The organism is Planktothrix rubescens CCAP 1459/22 (genome assembly GCA_904830895.1).
Classification (GTDB): Bacteria; Cyanobacteriota; Cyanobacteriia; order Cyanobacteriales; family Microcoleaceae; genus Planktothrix; species Planktothrix agardhii.
Genome location: LR882958.1, coordinates 2,207,066 through 2,228,411 on the forward strand (window position 1 = coordinate 2,207,066; position 21,346 = coordinate 2,228,411).

Consider the following 21,346-nt stretch of genomic DNA (forward strand, 5'->3'; position numbering starts at 1 on the left):
TCTGCTAGGGAATTTTTTATTGAAGGATAAACTGTTAAGGATTTTAACCTCATAAGTAGGTAATCATATTTCGTTGTTGCAAGGATCTCCCCGATTTCAGAAAGATTGCCACTCTGTTGAAGTTATAGCACTACGCATTACAGTTAAGACACTTATAGCAGGGAACAGGCTGCGTCGTGAGCCGTGAGCCAGTCGAACGGTCGAACGAGAACAGGGAACGCCGGATCTGGGAGGAAAAGATTTCACCGTCTAGCTTTGCTGCATCACTCTTTGTCCTAATAGGTCTGGCGACTGCTATACTTATAAGTCCAGCAAACGAGTTCACTGTTCCCTGTTCTGATCCCACCGCACCCCCACCCATCCTTATTCTGTTGATAAGCATTACTAATTGTTATAAAACTTTATAAAAAGTTATAATAGGGAAGTCAGCTAACGAGCAATAGGAATGGTACAGGCTTTGTTTGGAAGCACTTCTTTTCAGAATCAAAGTGGCGATCGCCTTGTCAGTAAGGTGGTTGGGGCTGCGATCGCAGCTTTATTCAAACGTTCTGAAAAAATTGAAGCCAACGTTCGGGCGGAACCTGTAGCCAAGCTTTTGCAGGGAAGCGTCGATGGTTTCGATTTTATCGGTAACGGGATGCTGATGTACAATGGCCTCCGCATTGCTGTCATGGAACTCTATGTGCAGGCGGTGTCCATTGATTTCAGCGCGATTTTTACAGGTCAAGTCAAGTTACGACAACCCACTCAAGCTAGTTTGCGGGTGGTATTAACCGAAGAGGACTTGACAGACTCTTTTAACACACCCTTTGTGGTAGAAAAACTCCAGCGCTTGCAATATCAGGGAGAATCCTTAACCTTTACAAAAACCCTGATGACAGTTACTCCTGAGAAAAATCTTAGAATTCAATCGGGAATTTTACTCGGAAATGCAGAAGAACCCGTCCAAGTTGATTTCACCACTCAAGTCGAGGTGGAAGATCGTCGGAAAATCCAATTTATTGACGTTCAATATAGCGGAAACCAGGAGGAAATTAACCTCAGTCAAGCCATAGTCAACCATGTTAATGATTTATTAGATCTGGACAAATTTGCCTTAGATGGAACCCAATTAAAAGTAGATAGATTGCGAATTCAAAACAATTCCCTCATCTTTTATGGGTCAGCCCAAATCAACCAATTTCCCAAGGGTAAGAAAAACTAAACCCTTGTTGATTTGCCCTTAAATTTGATTGCTGGAGGAGAATTGTTCAAGACCATTGCTTTTAGTTGAAAGTCGGGAAAAGCGAGTATTCTTCCCGACTTTCCTCTTAAAAGCAGATCAATAAGTTCCGAGGATATTGAAAAGCTCTATGTATTTTTTTGTCTTTATGGTTAAATTAATCTTAACCCTTATTTATTCTCATCTTCTTGATTCACTTCAGGAACATAATCCGGTCTTTGTTTATCTTCCCAACCTGGGGGACGCTTGGAGTTATACCAAGCAATTGATCCAATACCCACCGCCGCTACAAATCCGACAATCAGCACTGCAATCGGAATCCATAGAGTATTACTACTTGCCATAATGTTGATTTTTCCTTAATTATAATGATACCTTGACTATTATCTCATTTTTGGTTAATTAAATGTTAAAGATTCTATTGATGACATCCTACCCCAATTAACCCTAGGATCTGATGCTGAAGGTCTTACTGATTACCGGAGAATATTTCTGATGTCTTTTTGGGTGATTGTATTACTATTAGCAGGTAGCTTTAGTTTGGGGACATTACCCCTAACGGGTTGGGTTGTCCGACTCCTATCTGGCAAAAAATTATCAGAATTAGGCACAGGAAATATTAGCGTTTCCGCCGCTTTTTATCAAGGAGGAAAACAAGCGGGAATTATTGCTGTTATCCTAGAAATAGCACGAGGAATTATTCCAGTTATTACTGCTAAGATTTTATTCCCAAATGCTCCAGTTTGGCAACTGGTGAGTTTAATTTTATTAGTCGCAGGACGATATTTTGTTGCTAAAGGAGGCGGAGTTACCAATGCAACCTGGGGAATATTAGTTTATTCTCCAATTATTGCGATTAGTAGCGGAATCACCGGATTATTCATCTGGAGATTCAGTTATTTATTATTGCCAATTTCTAAATATTCCTCCCGACTTTGGGCTTCCCGTTTAGGGTGTTTAAGTGGGCCATTTTGGGTCTGGTTTTGGCATCAAACCCCTGAATCTCCTCCTTTGTCTCCTGGGGAATTGGTGGCAGTTATGGGGTTATCTATTGAATTAGTGATGATTAATTTAGCTCAAAAAGATGATTTAGGATTGTATATGAAACAACAGTTTTTTGCTTTAGAAAATAAACTAAATATTAAACAATGTGGCGAAAAAGCCACCCGATTAAGTGAATTAAAACGGGCAGGATTTAAAGTTACTTTAGGATGGATTTTGCCAGCAATTAACCGTTTAGAAGATGTAAATATTTCTTGTAAAAAAGAAATTGATCCGATTAATTTTCCCTTAATTGTCCGTTCATCTGCGGTGGGAGAAGATAGTAACTATGCTTCAGCCGCGGGACAATATCAAACCATTGGCCCTGTTTATTCCGCTTCAGAATTACACGAGGCAATTATTCAATGTCGTCAATCCTATTGGACTCCAGAAGCCATTTCCTATCGTCAAAATCAACAACTTCCTGATATGGGAATAGCCGTATTAATTCAACCCTATTTAGTCAGTGAAGTCGCCGGGGTAATATTTACTCGTAACCCCTTAGATGGCGGTTCACAAATTATTATTGAAGCCTTACCAGGAGGGGCAGAATCCGTTGTTGGCGGGCAATTTACTCCGATTCATTTAGAAATAGAAATTAATACCTCTATTGATGATTTAGAACTACCTGATATTTTACCAAAAACAGTTATTTTGGAATTAGTCAAACTCGCCCAAGAAATAGAAACCTTTTATCATGGTTTACCCCAAGATATTGAGTGGTGTTGGGATGGGGTAAAAGTCTGGATTTTGCAAACTCGTCCCATTACCAATTTACACCCCATTTGGACGCGAACCATTGCCGCAGAAGTGATTCCTGGGGTAATTCCCCCCCTAACTTGGTCAATTAATCGCCCCTTAACCTGTGGAGTTTGGGGAGAAATCTTTACCTTAGTTTTAGGGAAAAAAGTAGCAAAATTAGACTTTAATCAAACCGCTACATTATTCGGTTCTCACGCCTATTTTAACGCCACCTTATTAGGGGAAATCTTTACCTTAATGGGACTACCAGAACAGGGGTTAGAGTTTTTAGTCCGAGGACAAAAAATGGGAAAACCTCCAATTGGTAAACTCTTACCTTCCTTAGCAGGTTTATGGCGATTAATTCAACGAGAACGACATTTAGATCAGGATTTTCAAGAGGATTTAGAACAGCTATTTTTACCAATATTGCAACAATTAGAGGCGGAATTGTCCCTAGAATCCCTAACTTTAACCCAACTTTTAGAACGGTGTGAAACCATTCAAACTATATTAAAATCAGCCACTTTTTATAATATAATAGCCCCGATTGGGTTAGCAATTCGACGAACATTATTTAAAGTATCTGATAGCTGGATACCAACCCAAACCGCCCCAGAAATTGCCTCAATAGAAGCCTTACAAACGATTGCCAATAACATCAGAGAAACCTTCAAAGAACCCGAACAAATAACCCATGAATCCTTTAATCAAATTTTAGCTAAAAATCAACAATTTGAAACTTGGTTACAAACCTACGGCTATTTAAGTGAAGTCGGAACCGATATTTCTGTTCCTAATTGGTTAGAACAACCAGAGATATTAAAAGAAATGCTCTTTAAAATCGTTAAAAATCCTAACTACCGCATAGAAAATTTAACGGTTTCCAACTTAACCCGATGGGAAAGATGGCGGCAAAAACAATGTTATCAACGCACCCTAACAAAAAGCCAAATCGCTGAAATTTACGGTAAACTTTTAGCTCATTTACGATGGACAATATTAGCCATAGAATCCCAAGCAATAACCCAGGGAGTATTAGAAAATGCTGGAGATATTTTCTATTTAGAATGGGATGAAATTAAAGATTGGATAAAATCAGATATTGCCACGGATTTTGTCTCTAAAATTAGTCAACGGAGGCAAATTTTCATAGAAGATAGCGATCGCACTGTTCCGGCTATTATCTATGGTAATATATTGCCGAAACCTCGATCAAAAACCATACAAAATCCGGCTTTTTTACAAGGTATTCCTGCTAGTATTGGCTGTGTAGAAGGAACCGTTAAAATCTGCCGGAGTTTAACCAATATTATTGATCAAACTGAGAATATGATTCTCGTAGTTCCCTACACCGATGCCGGATGGTCGCCAATTCTCTTAACCGCAAAAGCGATTATTTCTGAAGTCGGCGGACAACTTTCTCACGGTGCAATTATCGCCAGGGAATATGGCATCCCGGCGGTGATGAATATTCAAGGCGCTACTACCTATTTAAAAGACGGTCAACGGGTGCGAGTTGATGGTTATCAAGGGACTGTTGAAATTTTGGAGAGTAGGGAATAGGGAATAATGAATCGAGAATCTAGTATTAAATATATTGACATGATGAACAACTTAAAGCTATAATCAAACTATTCCATCATAATGTTAATTAAATATAACTTATACTTGTCTATAAAAATATTATTTAATTTATGGCATCTATCACGAATTCAAGTTTGGAAGAAAAAATCCATAATTTAGCACAAAAATCTTCCGAAGCTCTACTAAAACAAATCAACTGAAATTAAATGGAGAGATGCAACAACAGATGGAGATCATATTACAAAAGAACATACTAGAATCAAAGCTATATCAACCGCAGGTTATAAACCTATTCGTATTATGTTTTATTACCCCAATAGGCAACAAGCTATCAGAATTCAACAAACTTTAGAGACACTTTATAAGGGTATTGGCGGTGAATATTACTATGGAGAGAGTGCATGGAACTATGTAACTGAAAGAACAGGCATAGATTTAAAAGCAATTTTACAAAGAATTGCGGATCAAAATACGGCTTCTGATGAATAATAATTGATTAATCCATTAAAAATTATGAGCAATACTTACAATATTATTCAAGGAGACTGTCTTGATATCGTCCAAGGAATGCAGCAAAATTCCGTTAATCTGATTTATTTAGACCCACCTTTTTTTACTCAGAAACAACATTCTTTAAAAACGAGAGATAGACAATTTGAATTTAGCTATGATGATTTATGGGAAAGTCATCAAGATTATGCAAAATTTCTTCATGATAGGTTAGCTGTTCTATATAACGTTTTAAGGGAAGATGGGTCAATTTTTGTACATTGTGATACCCATGCTAATTATATTATTAGAGCAATTTTAGATCATATTTTTGGTCAAGAAAATTTTAGATCAGAAATTATTTGGAGTTACAAACGATGGTCAAATTCTAAAAAGGGATTGTTACCCGCCCATCAAACCATATTCTTTTATTCTAAGACAAATCAATTTATTTTTAATCCAATTTATTGTGATTATTCAGAGTCTACGAATATTGATCAAATCTTACAAAAACGTACTAGAGATGAGCATGGTAAAGCCGTTTATGCTAGGGATGATCATGGGGAAATTATTCCTGCTGATCCCAAAAAGGGAGTGCCATTAAGTGATGTTTGGGAGATTCCCTATTTAAACCCTAAAGCTAAAGAGCGTGTGGGTTATCCCAGTCAAAAACCAATTTTACTCCTAGAACAAATCATTGAATTAGCCTCTAATCCTGGGGATATTATATTAGACCCTTTTTGTGGAAGTGGTACAACAATTATTGCGGCTAAATTATTAAATCGTTCAGCCTGGGGAATTGATATTTCCCCCGATGCTGTTCAAATTTCTAAAGATAGATTGAAAACCCCAATTAAATCCGAATCTTTGCTCCTTCAGAAAGGTCGAAAAGCCTATCTTAATGCCAATGAAGATGCACTAAATATTATTGCTAGTTTAGATATTATTCCAGTTCAAAGGAATCAAGGAATAGATGCTATTTTAAAACAGAATTATCAAGGAAAGCCCGTTCCTATTCGGGTACAGCGCCAGGGAGAAAGCTTACATAAAGCACTCGCTTTACTGAATAAAGCATCTCAAATTAAAGGGGCTGTAAAATCTATTTTAGTCAAAACATCTGATGATCTTTTTGAGCTTGAAATGACAGATATTCCCGACCATATCATGATTATAGAAGCCCCTGCTTATGCTGTTCAAAAAGGGTTTTACTTAAATTAAATTGTCGCTTCAGTTATTCCTAAAAATTGTTGTGTTTGTTCAGTTATACCAAATAGGCGATCGGCATGACAAAAGATTTCCCAAGAGCGAATTCCCATAAAACCAATCCCGACAACCGCTAAGGGTATGGCAGCGGCACCTAAAAGCGTGGCAATGGGGGGAAATATCATACAAACTGTTAACAGAATGGCGGTAATTACACCCCCCGCAATAGCCGCTTTTGCCGTGGCGGTGGCGACGTTTTTAACTAACTCTGATTTGGTAATTTTGCCTTCAACGTACAATAAAGAGTTTTCTAAAATAGAAAATACTAACTCAATAACTCCCGCAACAATCGCTCCTTTAAGAGTTGCCCCAACGATTTCGGCAACTGCTGTTTTAAAAGCGGCGTCCGCTAAAACCTTCTTCGCCGCGGCTAATTCTTTGTGGGTCATGTCCACCCCACTGCGCTTACGATTCACCATGAAATTTTCAAAAATCCCATTATTTGCTTCGCTTCCCCCGCCATTAACGTGGGCTTTGATGTGACTCCAATCTTTACCTTGACGGAAATTACGAATGGCTTCTGGCCCTTGGGCACGAATTTGGGCGGGTATAGATTCAAACACCTTGGCGGCTTCTTGAACACTTCGCATTCCCTCACGCACACCTACTGTAGCAAATTTGAATTGTAACTGTCTGGGTAGGTTTTCAAACCTGATATTATGGGCGACTTTAAAGGCTTCCTGAGTCACAACGACCCCAGCACCAACCATGGAAGCGGGGGCGGATTCTACCCATGTCGTTACCACATTGGCACTGTCTTGAACCTTGGCAGCCATTTGGTTAGCCAAATTTTGGGTATTGTCAACTGTTTCTTGAACCTTGGCAGATAGAAATTCGAGGGGATTAGGGTTAATTTCCATATTGATCCGGTTTGCCTGGTTAGTTATTTAATTGTTCTCACTATAGCAGAAGCAAAACCTTTTATAAACAGGACTTACGAAGTCACTCCAGATATAGCTTTGATGGTGCGTTACACTGCGCTAACACACCCTACTGATAGGGACTTACGCAAATTTGGGGATGTAACCCTAGATGTAGGGGTAATTCATGAATTACCCCTACTATTGATAGCGGTGATGCGTCAGTCCTGAGAATATCAGGAGGGCGAAAAGACCTCGCTCCTACCATTAATAATTTTAAAATTTGCCTCTTTAAAAAGGATTGAGGGATATCTGATCAACAGTTAGCCAATTTCAGGTACAATTAATCAGGATATCTGAGGTTAAGTATGAATTGGATGCGCTACATTGCTGTTGCTTTAATTAATGCTTTGGGTGTAGTTGTTGGAATTATCCTAGTTCCCGCCCCGTCAACTTTAGCCCAATCTTCACCAACGGATCTCAATTTGGAGTATCGGATTAATGACTCCGGGGTGCAATTTCAAGGATTTGAAGCAGGCAATAATGGCAATTTTAACACAGAAACCACAGAAGTTACACCCAAATCCTTAGAGGAATTATATCAATTACAGGATTTGATCAAAGCTGAATTGAAGAAAGTTTCTAGTCCTCCTGATATTAATAGTAATTTAGAAGTTTGGCAATATCAACTACAACTGAAACAATATGAAACTTTAGTTAAAGCTAATCGCCAAGTTGAAGCTCAAATTAAATTTGAAGAAAAAACCCTGGAAACTTGGAATCAGGTGATTAAAATAGCCACTAAAGCAGCAAATTTTGGCAAACAATCTGAAACTAATACAATAGAAGATTGGGAAACCGCACAACAATTATGGATTCAAGCGATTGATACCCTACGGAAAATTCCTAAAGAGTCTTTTCTGAGTTCTAAAGCTATTGATAAAACCGTAGAATATCAAGGTTATTTAGCGATCGCCACCTATCAACGCGCCTTAATCCAACAATCCCAACAACAACAACCAGAAAAACCTCAAACAATTTCCCCCGTTTCCGTTGCTAATCCTCAATTTCCCGGTTTTAAACTTTATGGAGATACCAACCGAGATGGTATTGTGAATGAACAAGATCAACAACGCCCGGAACAATGGTCTTTATCCCTAGGGCCGTTAATATTATTTAATAATGATGATGATGATGTTAATGGATTACCCGATTGGCGAGATAAAATAGTTAATGGGGCTGAAGATGAAAAGGATTTGGCTTTGGTTCATTTTAAAGTTAATCCAGAGTACAAAGGTTCGGAATTATTGCTCACCGTTGACGAAGCAGCACAACCCTATATTAATATTTTCCAGCAAACTTCAACCGGGTGGAAAGCTATTGATTTATCGGGTGCAACGCCTTTAGAATTTAGTTCAGATATTGTTTTAGGAGTAGAAGCAAAACAATTTGCTAATAGCAATTGGTCGGGTTTAGTTAATCTAAAAGCCATCGCTCGGAAACAAGGAATTGTGACCGCAACGGATAGCATTTCTATGGGAGTTGCTCCTTGGATTATGTCTGATAATACTGAATCGGTTTCTGAGGTTCATATTAGCGATCGCGGTGATAATCAAACTATCATTAAAGATGTAAAAACCATTGTTGAAAAAACTGGAGCAAAGGTTAAAGTCACACCTGGAGCGACTTTGTGGATGCAGGGAACTCAAGAAATCGGCTACGTTCAGTTTCCTAAACCTGAAGGATTAGAGCAATATCCGGTGGTTTTAAAAGGCAATCGGAGTGAGGAGAGTGATGATTATGCTAAATCTTTAATGAATCAAAATTTTGGCTGGTTTGAAGTGGGTAAACCTCGTCAATTAGATGCTTTTAATCAATGGGCAGATTGGTATAATAATTTAGCCGTAACTCCCGCTTTACCTGATTATCCTTTGGGAAGAATTTATTATGGCACAGCCGATAATGTTAGTTTAAATCCCGAAGTTGTTGAGTTTTTAAAAGCCCAAAAAGTTCAAGGTAATCCCGTTGCTATTGATACTTCTTGGTTAATGTTGCGTCATGTTGATGAAATTATTAATTTTATTCCTAGTGCTTCCGGTGAACCTTTAATGTTAATTGCTAGTCCAGAAGAAGGAGTTAAACTATTAAAAGAACTGGAAAAACAAGGTTATGAAGGAGCGGCAATTAATCGCGGATTAAGCACTCAAACCACCGTCAGAGCTACTTTAAATAATCAATTATTAATCCAACATAATCTGAATTTACAAAAACAGAAAATCGAACCCTTAATTAATCAACTCAAAACAGAATTTAATCTCAGAAATAACCAAATTATTAGAGTTCCGGCTTTATTTAGTTATAGTGGGTATGCTTGGTGGCCCAATTTAATTAATTCGGTTTATGTGAATGGGGAATTGTTAGTTTCTAACCCTAAAGGAGCATTAATTGATGGACGAGACTATACCCAGGAAGACTTTAAACGTCGGGTTGCGGTTGCTGGAATTAATGTTAATTTCTTAGATGATGAATATTATCAAGAATTACAGGGAAATATTTACAGTGCTACTAACACGACTCATGTAGGAAATGAGCAACCATTCTGGCAAGATATACCCTAGTGAATATAATTGATAAAATTCAAAATAGATTAGTTTTAAACAATCAAGACTCTTTAATTGATCGTTATAAAACTCATTTACAAACTATCAATCAATGGATTAAACTTAATAAAAATTATCCTAAAATTCTAATATCAGAATCCGACCCTATTTTATTTTTATCGGCTTTTATGACTGCGATAACGGCAAAATGTCCGATTTTTTTATGTAACCCTCAATGGGGACAACAGGAATGGACACAGGTTTATCAAATAGTTAAACCCAATTTATTAATATCTCAAGGTAAGATCTTAGACTATCAAAACCCCTTAAATTCTAATCATGAAAACCTCAAAAGTTTGACTATGATTCCCACGGGAGGAACATCGGGAAATATCAAGTTTACTGTTCATCATTGGGATAGTTTAATAGCTTCAGTTCAAGGAGTCAAACAATATTTTAATGTATCAGCTATTAATTCTTTTTGTACATTACCTCTTTATCATGTTAGTGGATTAATGCAGTGGATGCGATCGCTTTTAACCGATGGACAATTGATTATCACATCCTTTAAGACTGTAGAAGCAGAAGAATGGATTAATTTTAATCCCACTGACTATTTTATCTCCTTAGTTCCGACTCAATTACATCGTCTATTACAATCTCCATCCCTAACCCATTGGTTATCTCAATTTCAGATCGTATTATTGGGAGGAGCGCCACCTTGGTTAGAATTATTAGAACAGAGTCGTTTACATCAAATTCCCCTAGCTTTAACCTACGGAATGACAGAAACCGCCTCCCAAATTGTGACTTTAAAACCCTCGGATTTCTTACGGGGTAATAATAGCTGTGGACAGGTTTTACCCCATGCTGAAATTAAAATATATGATAAAAATGGAAAGGAATTAAAAACTAATCAAACAGGAATAATTAAGATTAAAGCTGATTCTTTAATGTTAGGATATTATCAAGATAATTTTAATCCAAACTTACGAATTAATACCTTTACACCCGATGATTTAGGCTATTGGGATGAACAGGGATATTTAACCTTGGTAGGGAGACAAACTAATAAAATTATTACCGGGGGAGAAAATGTATTTCCCACCGAAGTAGAAGCAGTAATTCGTGCTACGGGTTTGGTTAAAGATATTTGTGTGATTGGAAAACCCGATCAATATTGGGGTGAAATTGTTGTTGCGGTGTATGTTCCTGATTCTAAAGAGGTTTCACAAGCTCAATTAGAACAAGCAATTTTAGGAAAATTATCTAAATTTAAACACCCAAAATTATGGATTTCTGTAGAACAATTACCTCGCAATTCTCAAGGAAAAATCAATCAACAACAGATTCAAAAATGGGTTATGGATTATCAGGATTAGTAAAATCAGTACTACTCATGGTAATATGTTCATCAACACTCACTGGCCCAGCCCCAAAATAGGTAATCATCAGTAACCCGCCCATGATAGATAAATTCTTGAGAAAATCAATTTTTTCTGAGGGAACTTCCCAAAAATTATGAAAAATCACCGTGGCGGGAATTAAAAATACAATCAGAAGCCAAGCCCCCCAACGAGTTTTATAACCTAATACTAAAGATAATCCACCTAAAATTTCAACAGCAATTGTTCCAACCAATAATACCCCAGCCAAAGGTAATCCTCGTCCCGTCATCATAGTTTGAGTATCGGCAAAATTGAAGATTTTATTAATAGCTGCGTGTATAAAAATTGTTGCTAAAAATGTTCTACCGATTAAGGGAATAAACTGAATCATTATTTAACCTCTAGTTGCTTTGTTTTCTTCTGGGTGGAATTAACCCACCCTAATAATAGATTCAATTAACCTAAAATCAAACCAATTCCTAAGAATAAGCCACTCCAAAACTGTAGAGCAATAGCGATAAACTTGCAATTGCTGACTAAGTTAGGTTGATTATGGTATTGACTGACATGGCGACAAAGTTTAATCCCAGAGGGAATTGCAACAAAACTAAGTAGAGTCCAAATCGGGAATATTCCCCATAGGACAAATCCACCCGTCAGAATAAAAATACTACCACAAAACCAAGGTAAAAGTTTTGCTCCCCGTTCGGTTCCTAAACGAACAATCGGGGACTTTTTCCCCGCATTTATATCATCTTCGACTTGGTGAAAATGGGAACAAAAGAGAACTAAAGTAATCGGAATTGCCACAATAATTGATGTGGCTAAACAGACCCAAGACCAGTTTTGAGTTTGACTATAATAGGCGGCGGAAACTCCCAAGGGGCCAAAGGCAAAGAAACATAAAAACTCCCCTAAACCTTGATAACCTAATCGGAAGGGTGGCCCCTGATATAAATAACCTAGGCCACAACAGAGGAGAATTAAGCCTAAAACCGTTAGATCCCGTTGCCACCAACAAATTACTAATAAACCCAAAATTGCTAGGGCTAAACAGCTATTTCCCAGGGCTAGAACTAGGGATTTATTTGCGGTTAGATTAACTAAAGAATGATGTTTATTTTTGTCAATTCCCGTTTCTGAGTCAAAGACATCATTGAGAATATTTTCCCAAGCTAAAATTAAAATAGCTGCCGTAATAAAAGTGGTAAAAATTTTCCAATTAATCGTAGAAGTTTCAAAAACAGCAACAGCAGTTCCCACCCAAATTGGCATAATTGCCACACTATACATCGGGGGTTTAATCGCTGCTAACCATAATTTATTTTTTGAGGCTGCAATTAATTCTGTGGTCATAGAAACAGGATTTTAAACTTTGACTGGCTTATTGTCCCATAAGACTATCTGATCATGCTAGAGGACTTGAAAAAGGTTGAATCTGATACTGACAGGACTAATACCCGCAAGGAGGGTAGAGGAAAGGTGGTGTGGGTGTCCGGTGTCTGTCACAGTTGGGAAGTAGGGGAAGGAGGGAAGAATTATGAACTTTTTTTACAGACTGAGGGCAATATTTTTACAGGGTAGATTATGAATAAGGGGTAAATGACTCTGAAAGTCGTTAACATAGATTAAAATAACATGAGTTAACGATTTTTCGGTGACAGTTTTCCCTGTTTTAACCTTTTTTTGTTCATTTTTTATATGCCAGTTTTTCCTTCTGCAACCCCGTTATTGCAAGATCGCCAAGAACTGCATCGTTTTTTGTTAGAGTTTCAAAATTATGGATTACAGGACTATCAGACTAAAATTCTGAGTATTGCCCATGAAATTCAATGGATTGATCCTTTAGCAATTTTACAGCAATTTTATCATCCAAATTTAATTCATTTTTATTTTGAAAAACCTCAATTTGAGGAGTCCTTTGTGGCGGTTGATACGGCTATTAAATTCATAACGGCGGGAAAAAATAGGTTTATTGAAGCGCAAAAATTTATTCAATCTTGTTTAGATAAAACCGTTATTATTGGTTCTAAAAATAGCCATTTACCTAAGCCTTATTTTTGCTGTAGTTTTACTTTTTTTGATCAATATTTTAATCCTAATTTATCCTTAAATTGCGGACAAAATCTTGCGGTTGAACCGGAAAATGTTTATTTCCCGCCCGCTACCATATTTTTACCTAAATGGCAAGTGATTAGAAAAAAAAATCGCTGTATTTTGATTGTTAATATTGTTTTGAAGAAAAACTCTAAAATTGAAAATATTTTGAGTGATGTCTGGTATAAAAGTCAACAAATTAATGGGTTAGAAACCACCTCAATTCCTTCTGTCACCAGTAAAACCCCTAGTTTATTATTAACCCAACAAGTCGAAACTGACCCCAAACCCTATTTACAATTTAAACAGTCTGTCCATTCTGCTTTGGATTTAATTAACTCTAAATCCTTGAAAAAATTAGTTCTTTCTCAACCGATTGATGTGGTGTCTAAAACCCCATTTAATTTAATTCATTCTTTAAATAATTTAAGACTTTTGTATCCTGATTGTTATATTTTTTCCACGGGTAATGGCAAGGGTCAACAGTTTATTGGGGCGAGTCCAGAAAGATTAATTAGTCTGAAAAATAATCAATTAATTACTGATGCCTTGGCGGGTTCAGCCCCTCGCGGAAAAACACCGATAGAAGATATTAATTTAGGTCAAGAATTACTCAATAGTGAAAAAAATCTGCGGGAACATCAAGTGGTAATAGATTTTATTATCGAACGTTTATTAAGTTTGGGTTTAACCCCAGATTTAACGGATTTACCTTGTTTAAGACAACTCACAAATATTCAACACCTTTGGACACCGATTAAATGTCAAGTTTCAACCAATATTCATCTCTTGGAAATATTATCACAATTACATCCAACTCCCGCCGTTGCGGGAACTCCCAGAGATATTGCCCAACAATATATCCATAATTATGAAAGTTTTGATCGCTCTCTTTATGCAGCACCAATTGGTTGGATTGATCATCAAGGAAATGGAGAATTTGTGGTGGGGATTCGTTCGGCTTTATTAGACGGAAATCGTGCTAGACTCTATGCAGGAGCCGGAATTGTTGCGGGTTCAGAACCGGAAAAAGAAGTAGCTGAAATTCAGTTAAAGTTACAGGCTTTATTAAGAGCATTAGTGTAATTACGAATTACGAATTACGAATGGGTAATAAACTGGTAACTGATGACTAATAACTCATAACTGATAACTCATGACTGATGACTGATAACTGATGACTGATTTACGATGCTAATTAAAGATATTGGAGAACAGGGTTTACTGGAAATTGTTAAGGGTTTTTGTCCCTCGGAAATTGTGGGGGATGATGCGGCAATTTTGGCGGTTTCTGGGGATGAATCCTTAGTAATTACCACGGATATGTTAGTAGATGAAGTGCATTTTAGCGATCGCACTACATCACCTTTTGATGTGGGTTGGCGTGGCGCTGCGGTGAATTTATCCGACCTGGCGGCTATGGGTGCTTTTCCCATCGGAATTACCGTCGCATTAGGAATAACAGATAATAAAACCGTTAGCTGGGTAGAACAACTTTATCAAGGATTAACCACCTGTTTAAATCAGTATCAGACGCCGATTGTGGGTGGCGATATTTGTCGGTCGGCGGTAACTTGTATTTCTATTACTGCTTTTGGAAGGGTTAACCCAAAATTAGCAATTCGGCGTTCCGTTGCCCGTCCTGGCGATAAAATTATAGTTACTGGAGATCATGGGGACTCCAGGGCTGGATTAGAATTACTCCTACATCCCGAATTAGGAGCCGAATTAACAGCTAATCAACGTTTATCCCTAATTCAAGCCCATCAACGGCCCCAACCCCGCTTGGATATTGTCCCGAAATTGCAAAGTTTTTTAGCCTCCCATCCCCAGACAACAATTGCGGGAATGGATAGTAGCGATGGACTGGCCGATGCGATTGTCCAAATCTGTCGAGGAAGTCAAGTCGGGGCTAAAATCCAACGTCCTCAAATTCCGATATCTCAAGCCTTAAAAACCTTTGTTTCCCCGCAAAAAGCAGTTTATTGGGCTTTGTATGGGGGCGAAGACTTTCAACTGGTATTGTCTGTGGCTGCGGATATAGCTGAAATAGTTGTCCAATACCTAGGAAAAACCGCCACTATTATTGGTGAAATTACTGCTAATCCAGATATTTTATTAATAGATGATGCTGAACCCTCAACCATTGAAAAACTATCCTTGAGTCGAGGATTTCAGCACTTTTCACAGATAACAAGCAGTTAAAACCCTGCCTGGTGTCCCAATTAAATCTAGGCTTTCCAGTTGGAAGCTACCAATTCGGCTAAATCAACCACCCGTTGACTATAACCCCATTCGTTATCATACCAGGCGACCACTTTCACCATGTCGCCACCCATCACCATTGTTAAGCTGGCATCCACAATTGAAGAAGCATCATGTCCTTTATAGTCAGAAGACACCAAAGGCAGATCGCTGTATTCCAGAATCCCCTTCATTGCGCCGTCAGCAGCTTCTTTCAGAGCTAAATTCACTTCTTCAACAAAGGTTGCCTTCTCCACCTGTACCACTAAATCCACAATCGAGACATTAGGGGTAGGAACTCGAAAAGCAATCCCGTTGAGTTTTCCTTTCAGCTCAGGAATCACTAAAGAAACGGCCTTTGCAGCACCCGTAGAAGTAGGAACAATATTCACCGCCGCGGCTCTAGCCCGACGCACATCCCGGTGACTGGAATCTAAAAGACGCTGATCTCCAGTATAGCTGTGGGTTGTGGTCATTGTGCCTTTAACAATGCCGAATTTCTCATGCAGGACTTTGGCAAAAGGAGCTAAACAGTTGGTAGTACAACTGGCGTTACTCAGAATTCGGTGTTGATCATGATTGTAGTCATGGTGATTCACACCCACCACAAAAGTATCCACGCCTTCACCCTTTCCAGGAGCCGTAATCAGGACTTTTTGGGCTCCGGCGGTAATATGCTTAGAAGCGCCTTCCTCGGTAATAAATACCCCGGTGGATTCAATAATTAAATCCACACCCCATTCTTTCCAAGGCAAATTTAATGGGTTACGATCAGAAACACATTTAATGGTTTTGCCATTGACTGTAATGGAATTCTCATCGGCTTTGATATCAACGCCTTTGAGTGTGCCGAGCATGGAATCGTATTTTAGCAAATGGGCATTGGTACTGGGATCAGAAGTATCATTGATACCCACAAACTCTAAATTGCTATTTTGCCGGGTTAACCAGCAGCGTAAAACGTTACGTCCAATCCGTCCAAAACCGTTGATTGCGACCTTAATCACTTACTTTGTTCCTCCTAACAATGGCATCGCCCAAACCAGGCTAAAGTTTGACTAGATAGATGTTTCTATTGACCCCAATCATACCGTAAAGGCTGTCGCAATTTTCCAGACTATTTTTTGGCTGGGGTCGATGATCACAGGCGCGAGACCGCTAGAATAAAATAAACGGAGTCTAAAGACATCTCATGCAAGCAGGTTGGCGGATTGGATCGTTATTTGGAATTCCCTTCTTTGTTGATTCTTCTTGGTTTGTGATTGTTTTGCTGTTCACAGTCGCCAATCGCCAGAGTTATGCGGAGTGGGGGCAAACTTTATCTTGGGTTGCTGGGTTTGCTATTGCACTCTTATTGTTTGCTTCGGTATTGTTACATGAACTGGGCCATAGTTTGGTGGCTCAATCCCAGGGAATTCGAGTCAACTCGATTACTCTGTTTTTGTTTGGGGGAGTGGCTGCTATTGATAAAGAATCAAAAACCCCCGGTCAAGCGTTTCAAGTAGCGATCGCTGGCCCCTTGGTAAGTTTTAGCTTATTTTTTATTCTGAATCTTGTTACCCAACTCTTACCCAATTCCAGTTTAATTTATTCCGTGGTTGGGGAATTAGCCAGAATTAATTTAGTTTTAGGGATATTTAATTTAATTCCTGGGTTACCCCTCGATGGGGGACAGGTGCTCAAAGCAACGGTTTGGAAAATTACTGGAAATCGTTTGACCGGAGTTCGTTGGGCGGCGAAAACGGGACAGTTTTTAGGAATTTTAGCGATTTCTTTAGGCTTATCTGCGGTTTTTTTAGCCAGAAGTTATGGCGGGTTATGGATAGCTTTAATCGGTTGGTTTATTTTACAAAATGCGGCTTCCTATAATCGAATCACCGATCTACAGGAAGCTTTGGTTAATATTCAAGCGGGGGATACCATGACCAGAGAATTTCGAGTTGTGGATGCGGATTTAAGTTTACGTCAATTCGCCGATGAATATTTAATTGGAGTTGAAACGATTCCCGTTTATTTTGCATCTTCTAATGGTCGTTATCGGGGGTTAGTTTCTGTAGAATCGTTGCGCGTGATTGAGCGCAGTCAGTGGGAGAAGCAAACCTTAAATCAAATTGTTCAACCTCTGAATTCACTGATTACGGTTTCGGAAAAAGCCTCATTAGTGGAGGTAATTAATCTGATGGAAGACCAAGAATTGCGTCGAATTACAATATTATCTCCGGCGGTCGCCGTGGCCGGGATTATTGATCGCGGAGATGTGGTAAGATCAGTGGCAAACTATCTAAAAGTTCCTATTCCAGAAGCAAATATTCGGCGAATTAAGGAAGAAGGAATTTATCCTCCGGGTTTACCGTTAGCAGCTTTAGCAAAAAGTATGGTTTAACCACAAAGACACAAAGTTTAATAATATGATTCCTGCTATTGTGATCCAAAATCTGAAAAAATCCTATGGTGCTTGTCCCGCCATTAAAGATGTGTCTCTCGATGTCCAACCGGGGGAAATCTTTGGTTTACTAGGGCCCAATGGAGCCGGAAAAACCACAATTTTAAGGGCGTTGTGTACCTTAATTACTCCCGATGCTGGGCGTTTAGAGGTTTCTGGTATTTCTGTGGTTGATCAACCCAGACTTGTTCGTCAACGCCTCGGTTATGTAGCCCAGGAGGTCGCCTTAGATAAGGTCTTAACCGGGCGAGAGTTATTGCAATTACAGGCTGCTCTCTATCATATTCCTCGGCCTAATATTGCCGAACGAATTAATCAAGTTACAAATTTATTAGGATTACAAGATTGGATTGATCAAAAAACTGGAACCTATTCCGGGGGTATTCGCAAACGTTTAGATTTAGCTTTGGGTTTACTCCATCAACCGGATTTATTAGTATTAGATGAACCTACCGTGGGATTAGATATTGAAAGTCGGGTCGTGGTCTGGGATTTTCTGCGTCAATTAAGAGAAAATGGCACAACGGTTTTAATTACAAGCCACTATTTAGAGGAAGTGGATGCTTTAGCCGACCGGGTGGCAATTATTGACCAAGGATTAGTGATTGCTTTGGGTACACCTTCTGCTTTAAAAAATCAACTCGGAGGCGATCGCATTACCCTCAGAATTAGAGAATTTTCCCCGGTTGAAGAAGCAGAAACAGCCAAATCCCTATTACAATCTTTGCCTTTTGTACAGGAAATTATTATTAATCCGGCTCAAGGTAATTCTTTAAATTTAGTAGTTAAAACTCAAAGTGATGCCTTATTTACGATTCAACAGGCGTTAAAAGATGCGGGTTTACCCACCTTTGGGATTGCCCAATCTCGCCCAAGTTTAGATGATGTTTATTTAGCAGCCACGGGTCGAACCTTACTCGATGCTGAAATTGCGGCTTCTAGTAATCGAGATTTGAAAGCTGAGAAAAAGAAAAGTATGCGCTCTTAGCCAGATTTCCTAATTTTTTGTACAATCTAATCAAACAAACTGTTACCGATATCGTTAATTGTCAAAACCTTAATAATCATGAGTAGTTCAACAACCTCTGTTAAAATTTTAACCCCGAATCAAACGGCTGATCAGCAACCAAATTTAGTCGGGGAATTTATCCAAGAAACAATGGCCTTAACCCGGAGATTGTTTATTCAATTAAAACGTCGTCCTTCCACCTTAATTGCGGGGATTATTCAACCCTTAATGTGGTTAATTTTATTTGGAGCATTATTTCAAAATGCCCCCAAAGGATTGTTTGGCGGAACTCTGAATTATGCTCAGTTTTTAGCTGCGGGAATTATTGTTTTCACAGCATTTGCCGGGGCCTTAAATGCCGGATTACCAATTATGTTTGATCGAGAATTTGGCTTTCTAAATCGGTTATTGGTCGCTCCTTTAGTCTCTCGATTTTCGATTGTTTTAGCCTCGGCAATTTATATAGTTACTCTGAGTTTAATTCAAACCTCTGTTATTATTACCGCCGGAGCATTTTTAGGGGCAGGATTACCCGGAATTACCGGATTAAGTATCATTACCCTGATTGTGTTTCTATTAGTTTTGGGAGTAACAGGTTTAAGTCTAGGATTAGCTTTTGCCTTACCCGGTCATATTGAATTAATTGCGGTAATTTTTGTCACCAATTTACCGCTTTTATTTGCCAGTACCGCCCTCGCTCCTTTATCTTTTATGCCAAATTGGTTACAGGTGGTGGTTTGTCTGAATCCCCTAAGTTATGCGATTGAACCCATTCGTTATTTATACCTCAATCAAGATTGGGCATTCAATAGTGTGGTCATGGAAGCCCCCTTTGCTACGATTACTTTTGGCGGTGCGTTGTTAGTATTAATAGGGTTTGCAACCTTGGCTTTATTATCGATTCAGCCTTTATTAAAGCGTCGTTTTGCCTAAACAAACCCATCAACTTTAGAAAAACTTTATGCCTATTAATCCCCCCAACTGTTCACCAATGTTAGGGGGGAATATTTATGTTGAATTTTCAGAAAATATAGCTATAATATGGGAATCTAAGTTTTTATAGTTATTTTTGAAATCGTGAGGTTGTGATCATGCAATTTAAGCAATTAAAATCGGCTCTGGGCATCTTCTCTTGTACTTTTGTAGCTGCTGGGATGGGAGTTTTTGGGTTCAATTCAGTCAGTCTAGCTCAATCCACTTCCGCTACCCCTTTACAACAATTTCAACGTTCTGATAACCCAGACCCCCTGAGTGGTGAAAATAGTGGGAGAACAATGTTAGATATTATTCATAATTCTCGGTTAGGGAGATTTAATGTTGATTATGAAGCGGTAGGAAATAAACAACGTCAAAATATTCAAGATGCGGCGACTCAATTTCGGGAAAAACAACGCTTACTTCTCCAAGAACCTGAAGTTACTGAAACCTCAACTGACCCTGTAGAGGTTAAACCTTAAGCTGTTAAGAATTTTCTGATAAAACAGGACTTAAGCAAGCACGATATATATGGGATGCTTGCTTAATTCCCATAAAGATTAGGTGAGTTAGGGATTTGTACCCACCCAACGTAGAAATTACCAGCCAAAAGCTGAATAAAACTGACTATCCTCTGGGGTAGATTCCGATACGGTTTCAGTATCAGGATTAACCCGAATTTCCGTACAAAAGGTGGAGGTATTGAACCCACCAAACCGTTTAACCGCACTGGTTCGCATCCGAATATCCGAACCCATAAACCAGAAACGCTCAATCGCACTCATGGTTTCATATTCAGTAATTAAAATTAAAGCATCGTTCTCATCCATCTCAAATTGACCCGCAACGGGCATAATTTCCGCATAACCCCGTTCTCGCAACATTTGACCTTTACGGGGATTTTCTGGGTCAGGAACAATAGCAAATACCGTTTCTCCCTTGTGGTTTTCATCGTCCTTATCCCAGGCCATTTCCCCCGCCCAAGTAACATACGCTCCCCCGGCGGATAAACTGGGGTCAACATTGTGCATCTGACAAATTTCGATCACTCTAGGGTCGTCTGCATCTAGGCTGGTGACTTGAATATCTGAAAAGCCTTTCTCAGCTTGTCTGAAGGCTAAATGGTGGGTTGTCCGTTGCGATCGCCAGGTTCCAGCACTTTTCCGAAAAAATTCTATTGCATCCATCACAGTTAAAATCCCTTTAATCACTGATCTTTCTTGGTTTCACCCTTTATGATAAAGCGATTCTGAGTCCATTTTAAATTTCTGTAACAGAGATTAGTTTCAAATTGTGCATTATGGACAGATTGTCAAGAACTTATTACGATAGTTTACATTCAGTGTGATATAGATCAACTTAGTCAGTCCCAATCTTCGTGATTTGT

At 38.7% G+C, this 21,346-nt stretch carries 17 protein-coding genes and 1 pseudogene; 12 read left to right on the top strand and 6 right to left on the bottom strand.

What is annotated here, in order from left to right; genetic code table 11:
• The first annotated feature begins 445 nt into the window (after nucleotides 1-445).
• Nucleotides 446-1,204, top strand: coding sequence for an LmeA family phospholipid-binding protein (locus tag NMG86_RS10365; RefSeq protein ID WP_026797586.1), 759 nt, complete (start codon nucleotides 446-448; stop codon nucleotides 1,202-1,204).
• A gap of 188 nt (nucleotides 1,205-1,392) precedes the next feature.
• Here NMG86_RS10365 and psb35 read toward each other — a convergent pair whose 3' ends face one another.
• Nucleotides 1,393-1,566, bottom strand: a complete 174-nt coding sequence (gene psb35, locus NMG86_RS10370) for a photosystem II assembly protein Psb35 (protein ID WP_162832327.1) — start codon at nucleotides 1,564-1,566, stop codon at nucleotides 1,393-1,395.
• A gap of 151 nt (nucleotides 1,567-1,717) precedes the next feature.
• Between psb35 and NMG86_RS10375 the strand changes: the two genes are divergently transcribed.
• From NMG86_RS10375 to NMG86_RS10385, 3 genes and pseudogenes are all read left to right on the top strand, one after another.
• Nucleotides 1,718-4,570 (top strand): glycerol-3-phosphate acyltransferase, encoded by a 2,853-nt coding sequence (locus NMG86_RS10375; protein WP_026797587.1) that lies wholly within the window; start codon nucleotides 1,718-1,720, stop codon nucleotides 4,568-4,570.
• A gap of 219 nt (nucleotides 4,571-4,789) precedes the next feature.
• Nucleotides 4,790-5,080 (top strand): annotated as a pseudogene (locus NMG86_RS10380) (ApaLI family restriction endonuclease); the annotation flags it as partial.
• A 24-nt stretch (nucleotides 5,081-5,104) separates the two neighbouring features.
• Nucleotides 5,105-6,298 carry a DNA-methyltransferase gene (locus tag NMG86_RS10385; RefSeq protein ID WP_026787021.1) on the top strand — a complete coding sequence of 398 codons (1,194 nt, stop codon included), beginning with the start codon at nucleotides 5,105-5,107 and terminating at the stop codon, nucleotides 6,296-6,298.
• Here the strand turns inward: NMG86_RS10385 and NMG86_RS10390 are convergent.
• A complete protein-coding gene (locus tag NMG86_RS10390; protein ID WP_026787020.1) occupies nucleotides 6,295-7,203 on the bottom strand; it encodes a hypothetical protein in 909 nt (302 codons plus the stop codon). The genes NMG86_RS10385 and NMG86_RS10390 overlap by 4 nt on opposite strands.
• Before the next feature lie 368 nt (nucleotides 7,204-7,571).
• Between NMG86_RS10390 and NMG86_RS10395 the strand changes: the two genes are divergently transcribed.
• Both NMG86_RS10395 and NMG86_RS10400 read left to right on the top strand, forming a co-directional pair.
• On the top strand, nucleotides 7,572-9,821 hold the full coding sequence (locus tag NMG86_RS10395; protein WP_026793781.1) for a protein-arginine deiminase family protein: 2,250 nt from the start codon (nucleotides 7,572-7,574) through the stop codon (nucleotides 9,819-9,821).
• A complete protein-coding gene (locus tag NMG86_RS10400; RefSeq protein WP_043938718.1) occupies nucleotides 9,821-11,185 on the top strand; it encodes a 2-succinylbenzoate--CoA ligase in 1,365 nt (454 codons plus the stop codon). The genes NMG86_RS10395 and NMG86_RS10400 overlap by 1 nt, the downstream gene beginning before the upstream one ends.
• On the opposite strand, the gene NMG86_RS10405 is transcribed toward NMG86_RS10400, so the two are convergent.
• Both NMG86_RS10405 and menA read right to left on the bottom strand, forming a co-directional pair.
• Nucleotides 11,166-11,582, bottom strand: a complete 417-nt coding sequence (locus NMG86_RS10405; protein WP_193372471.1) for a DoxX family protein — start codon at nucleotides 11,580-11,582, stop codon at nucleotides 11,166-11,168. The two genes, NMG86_RS10400 and NMG86_RS10405, sit on opposite strands and share 20 nt — an antisense overlap.
• 65 nt (nucleotides 11,583-11,647) lie before the next feature.
• Nucleotides 11,648-12,547 carry a 2-carboxy-1,4-naphthoquinone phytyltransferase gene (gene menA / locus NMG86_RS10410; RefSeq protein WP_026797590.1) on the bottom strand — a complete coding sequence of 300 codons (900 nt, stop codon included), beginning with the start codon at nucleotides 12,545-12,547 and terminating at the stop codon, nucleotides 11,648-11,650.
• Between the two features lie 345 nt (nucleotides 12,548-12,892).
• On the opposite strand from menA, the gene NMG86_RS10415 reads away from it, so the two are divergent.
• Nucleotides 12,893-14,374, top strand: a complete 1,482-nt coding sequence (locus NMG86_RS10415; protein ID WP_026797591.1) for an isochorismate synthase — start codon at nucleotides 12,893-12,895, stop codon at nucleotides 14,372-14,374.
• Between the two features lie 105 nt (nucleotides 14,375-14,479).
• Nucleotides 14,480-15,493, top strand: a complete 1,014-nt coding sequence (gene thiL / locus NMG86_RS10420; RefSeq protein WP_026787015.1) for a thiamine-phosphate kinase — start codon at nucleotides 14,480-14,482, stop codon at nucleotides 15,491-15,493.
• A gap of 26 nt (nucleotides 15,494-15,519) precedes the next feature.
• Here thiL and NMG86_RS10425 read toward each other — a convergent pair whose 3' ends face one another.
• Nucleotides 15,520-16,539, bottom strand: a complete 1,020-nt coding sequence (locus tag NMG86_RS10425; RefSeq protein ID WP_026787014.1) for a type I glyceraldehyde-3-phosphate dehydrogenase — start codon at nucleotides 16,537-16,539, stop codon at nucleotides 15,520-15,522.
• A gap of 185 nt (nucleotides 16,540-16,724) precedes the next feature.
• Here NMG86_RS10425 and NMG86_RS10430 point away from each other — a divergent pair, with 185 nt between their 5' ends.
• From NMG86_RS10430 to NMG86_RS10445, 4 genes are all read left to right on the top strand, one after another.
• Nucleotides 16,725-17,915, top strand: coding sequence for a site-2 protease family protein (locus NMG86_RS10430; protein ID WP_026793785.1), 1,191 nt, complete (start codon nucleotides 16,725-16,727; stop codon nucleotides 17,913-17,915).
• A gap of 25 nt (nucleotides 17,916-17,940) precedes the next feature.
• Nucleotides 17,941-18,963, top strand: coding sequence for an ABC transporter ATP-binding protein (locus tag NMG86_RS10435; protein ID WP_026787012.1), 1,023 nt, complete (start codon nucleotides 17,941-17,943; stop codon nucleotides 18,961-18,963).
• Between the two features lie 78 nt (nucleotides 18,964-19,041).
• On the top strand, nucleotides 19,042-19,917 hold the full coding sequence (locus tag NMG86_RS10440) for an ABC transporter permease (protein WP_026787011.1): 876 nt from the start codon (nucleotides 19,042-19,044) through the stop codon (nucleotides 19,915-19,917).
• 158 nt (nucleotides 19,918-20,075) lie between these two features.
• Entirely contained in the window at nucleotides 20,076-20,441 is a 366-nt protein-coding gene (locus NMG86_RS10445) for a hypothetical protein (RefSeq protein WP_051340064.1), read from the top strand.
• Between the two features lie 117 nt (nucleotides 20,442-20,558).
• Here NMG86_RS10445 and NMG86_RS10450 read toward each other — a convergent pair whose 3' ends face one another.
• Nucleotides 20,559-21,146 carry a phycobiliprotein lyase gene (locus tag NMG86_RS10450; protein WP_026787010.1) on the bottom strand — a complete coding sequence of 196 codons (588 nt, stop codon included), beginning with the start codon at nucleotides 21,144-21,146 and terminating at the stop codon, nucleotides 20,559-20,561.
• Nucleotides 21,147-21,346 lie beyond the last annotated feature (200 nt).

Bases quoted from the DNA above. Each gene is read 5' to 3' on its own strand.
- NMG86_RS10365 (WP_026797586.1), top strand. From the start codon at position 446: ATGGTACAGGCTTTGTTTGGAAGCACTTCTTTTCAGAATCAAAGTGGC.
- psb35 (WP_162832327.1), bottom strand. From the start codon at position 1,566: ATGGCAAGTAGTAATACTCTATGGATTCCGATTGCAGTGCTGATTGTC.
- NMG86_RS10375 (WP_026797587.1), top strand. From the start codon at position 1,718: ATGTCTTTTTGGGTGATTGTATTACTATTAGCAGGTAGCTTTAGTTTG.
- NMG86_RS10385 (WP_026787021.1), top strand. From the start codon at position 5,105: ATGAGCAATACTTACAATATTATTCAAGGAGACTGTCTTGATATCGTC.
- NMG86_RS10390 (WP_026787020.1), bottom strand. From the start codon at position 7,203: ATGGAAATTAACCCTAATCCCCTCGAATTTCTATCTGCCAAGGTTCAA.
- NMG86_RS10395 (WP_026793781.1), top strand. From the start codon at position 7,572: ATGAATTGGATGCGCTACATTGCTGTTGCTTTAATTAATGCTTTGGGT.
- NMG86_RS10405 (WP_193372471.1), bottom strand. From the start codon at position 11,582: ATGATTCAGTTTATTCCCTTAATCGGTAGAACATTTTTAGCAACAATT.
- menA (WP_026797590.1), bottom strand. From the start codon at position 12,547: ATGACCACAGAATTAATTGCAGCCTCAAAAAATAAATTATGGTTAGCA.
- NMG86_RS10415 (WP_026797591.1), top strand. From the start codon at position 12,893: ATGCCAGTTTTTCCTTCTGCAACCCCGTTATTGCAAGATCGCCAAGAA.
- thiL (WP_026787015.1), top strand. From the start codon at position 14,480: ATGCTAATTAAAGATATTGGAGAACAGGGTTTACTGGAAATTGTTAAG.
- NMG86_RS10430 (WP_026793785.1), top strand. From the start codon at position 16,725: ATGCAAGCAGGTTGGCGGATTGGATCGTTATTTGGAATTCCCTTCTTT.
- NMG86_RS10435 (WP_026787012.1), top strand. From the start codon at position 17,941: ATGATTCCTGCTATTGTGATCCAAAATCTGAAAAAATCCTATGGTGCT.
- NMG86_RS10440 (WP_026787011.1), top strand. From the start codon at position 19,042: ATGAGTAGTTCAACAACCTCTGTTAAAATTTTAACCCCGAATCAAACG.
- NMG86_RS10445 (WP_051340064.1), top strand. From the start codon at position 20,076: ATGCAATTTAAGCAATTAAAATCGGCTCTGGGCATCTTCTCTTGTACT.
- NMG86_RS10450 (WP_026787010.1), bottom strand. From the start codon at position 21,146: ATGGATGCAATAGAATTTTTTCGGAAAAGTGCTGGAACCTGGCGATCG.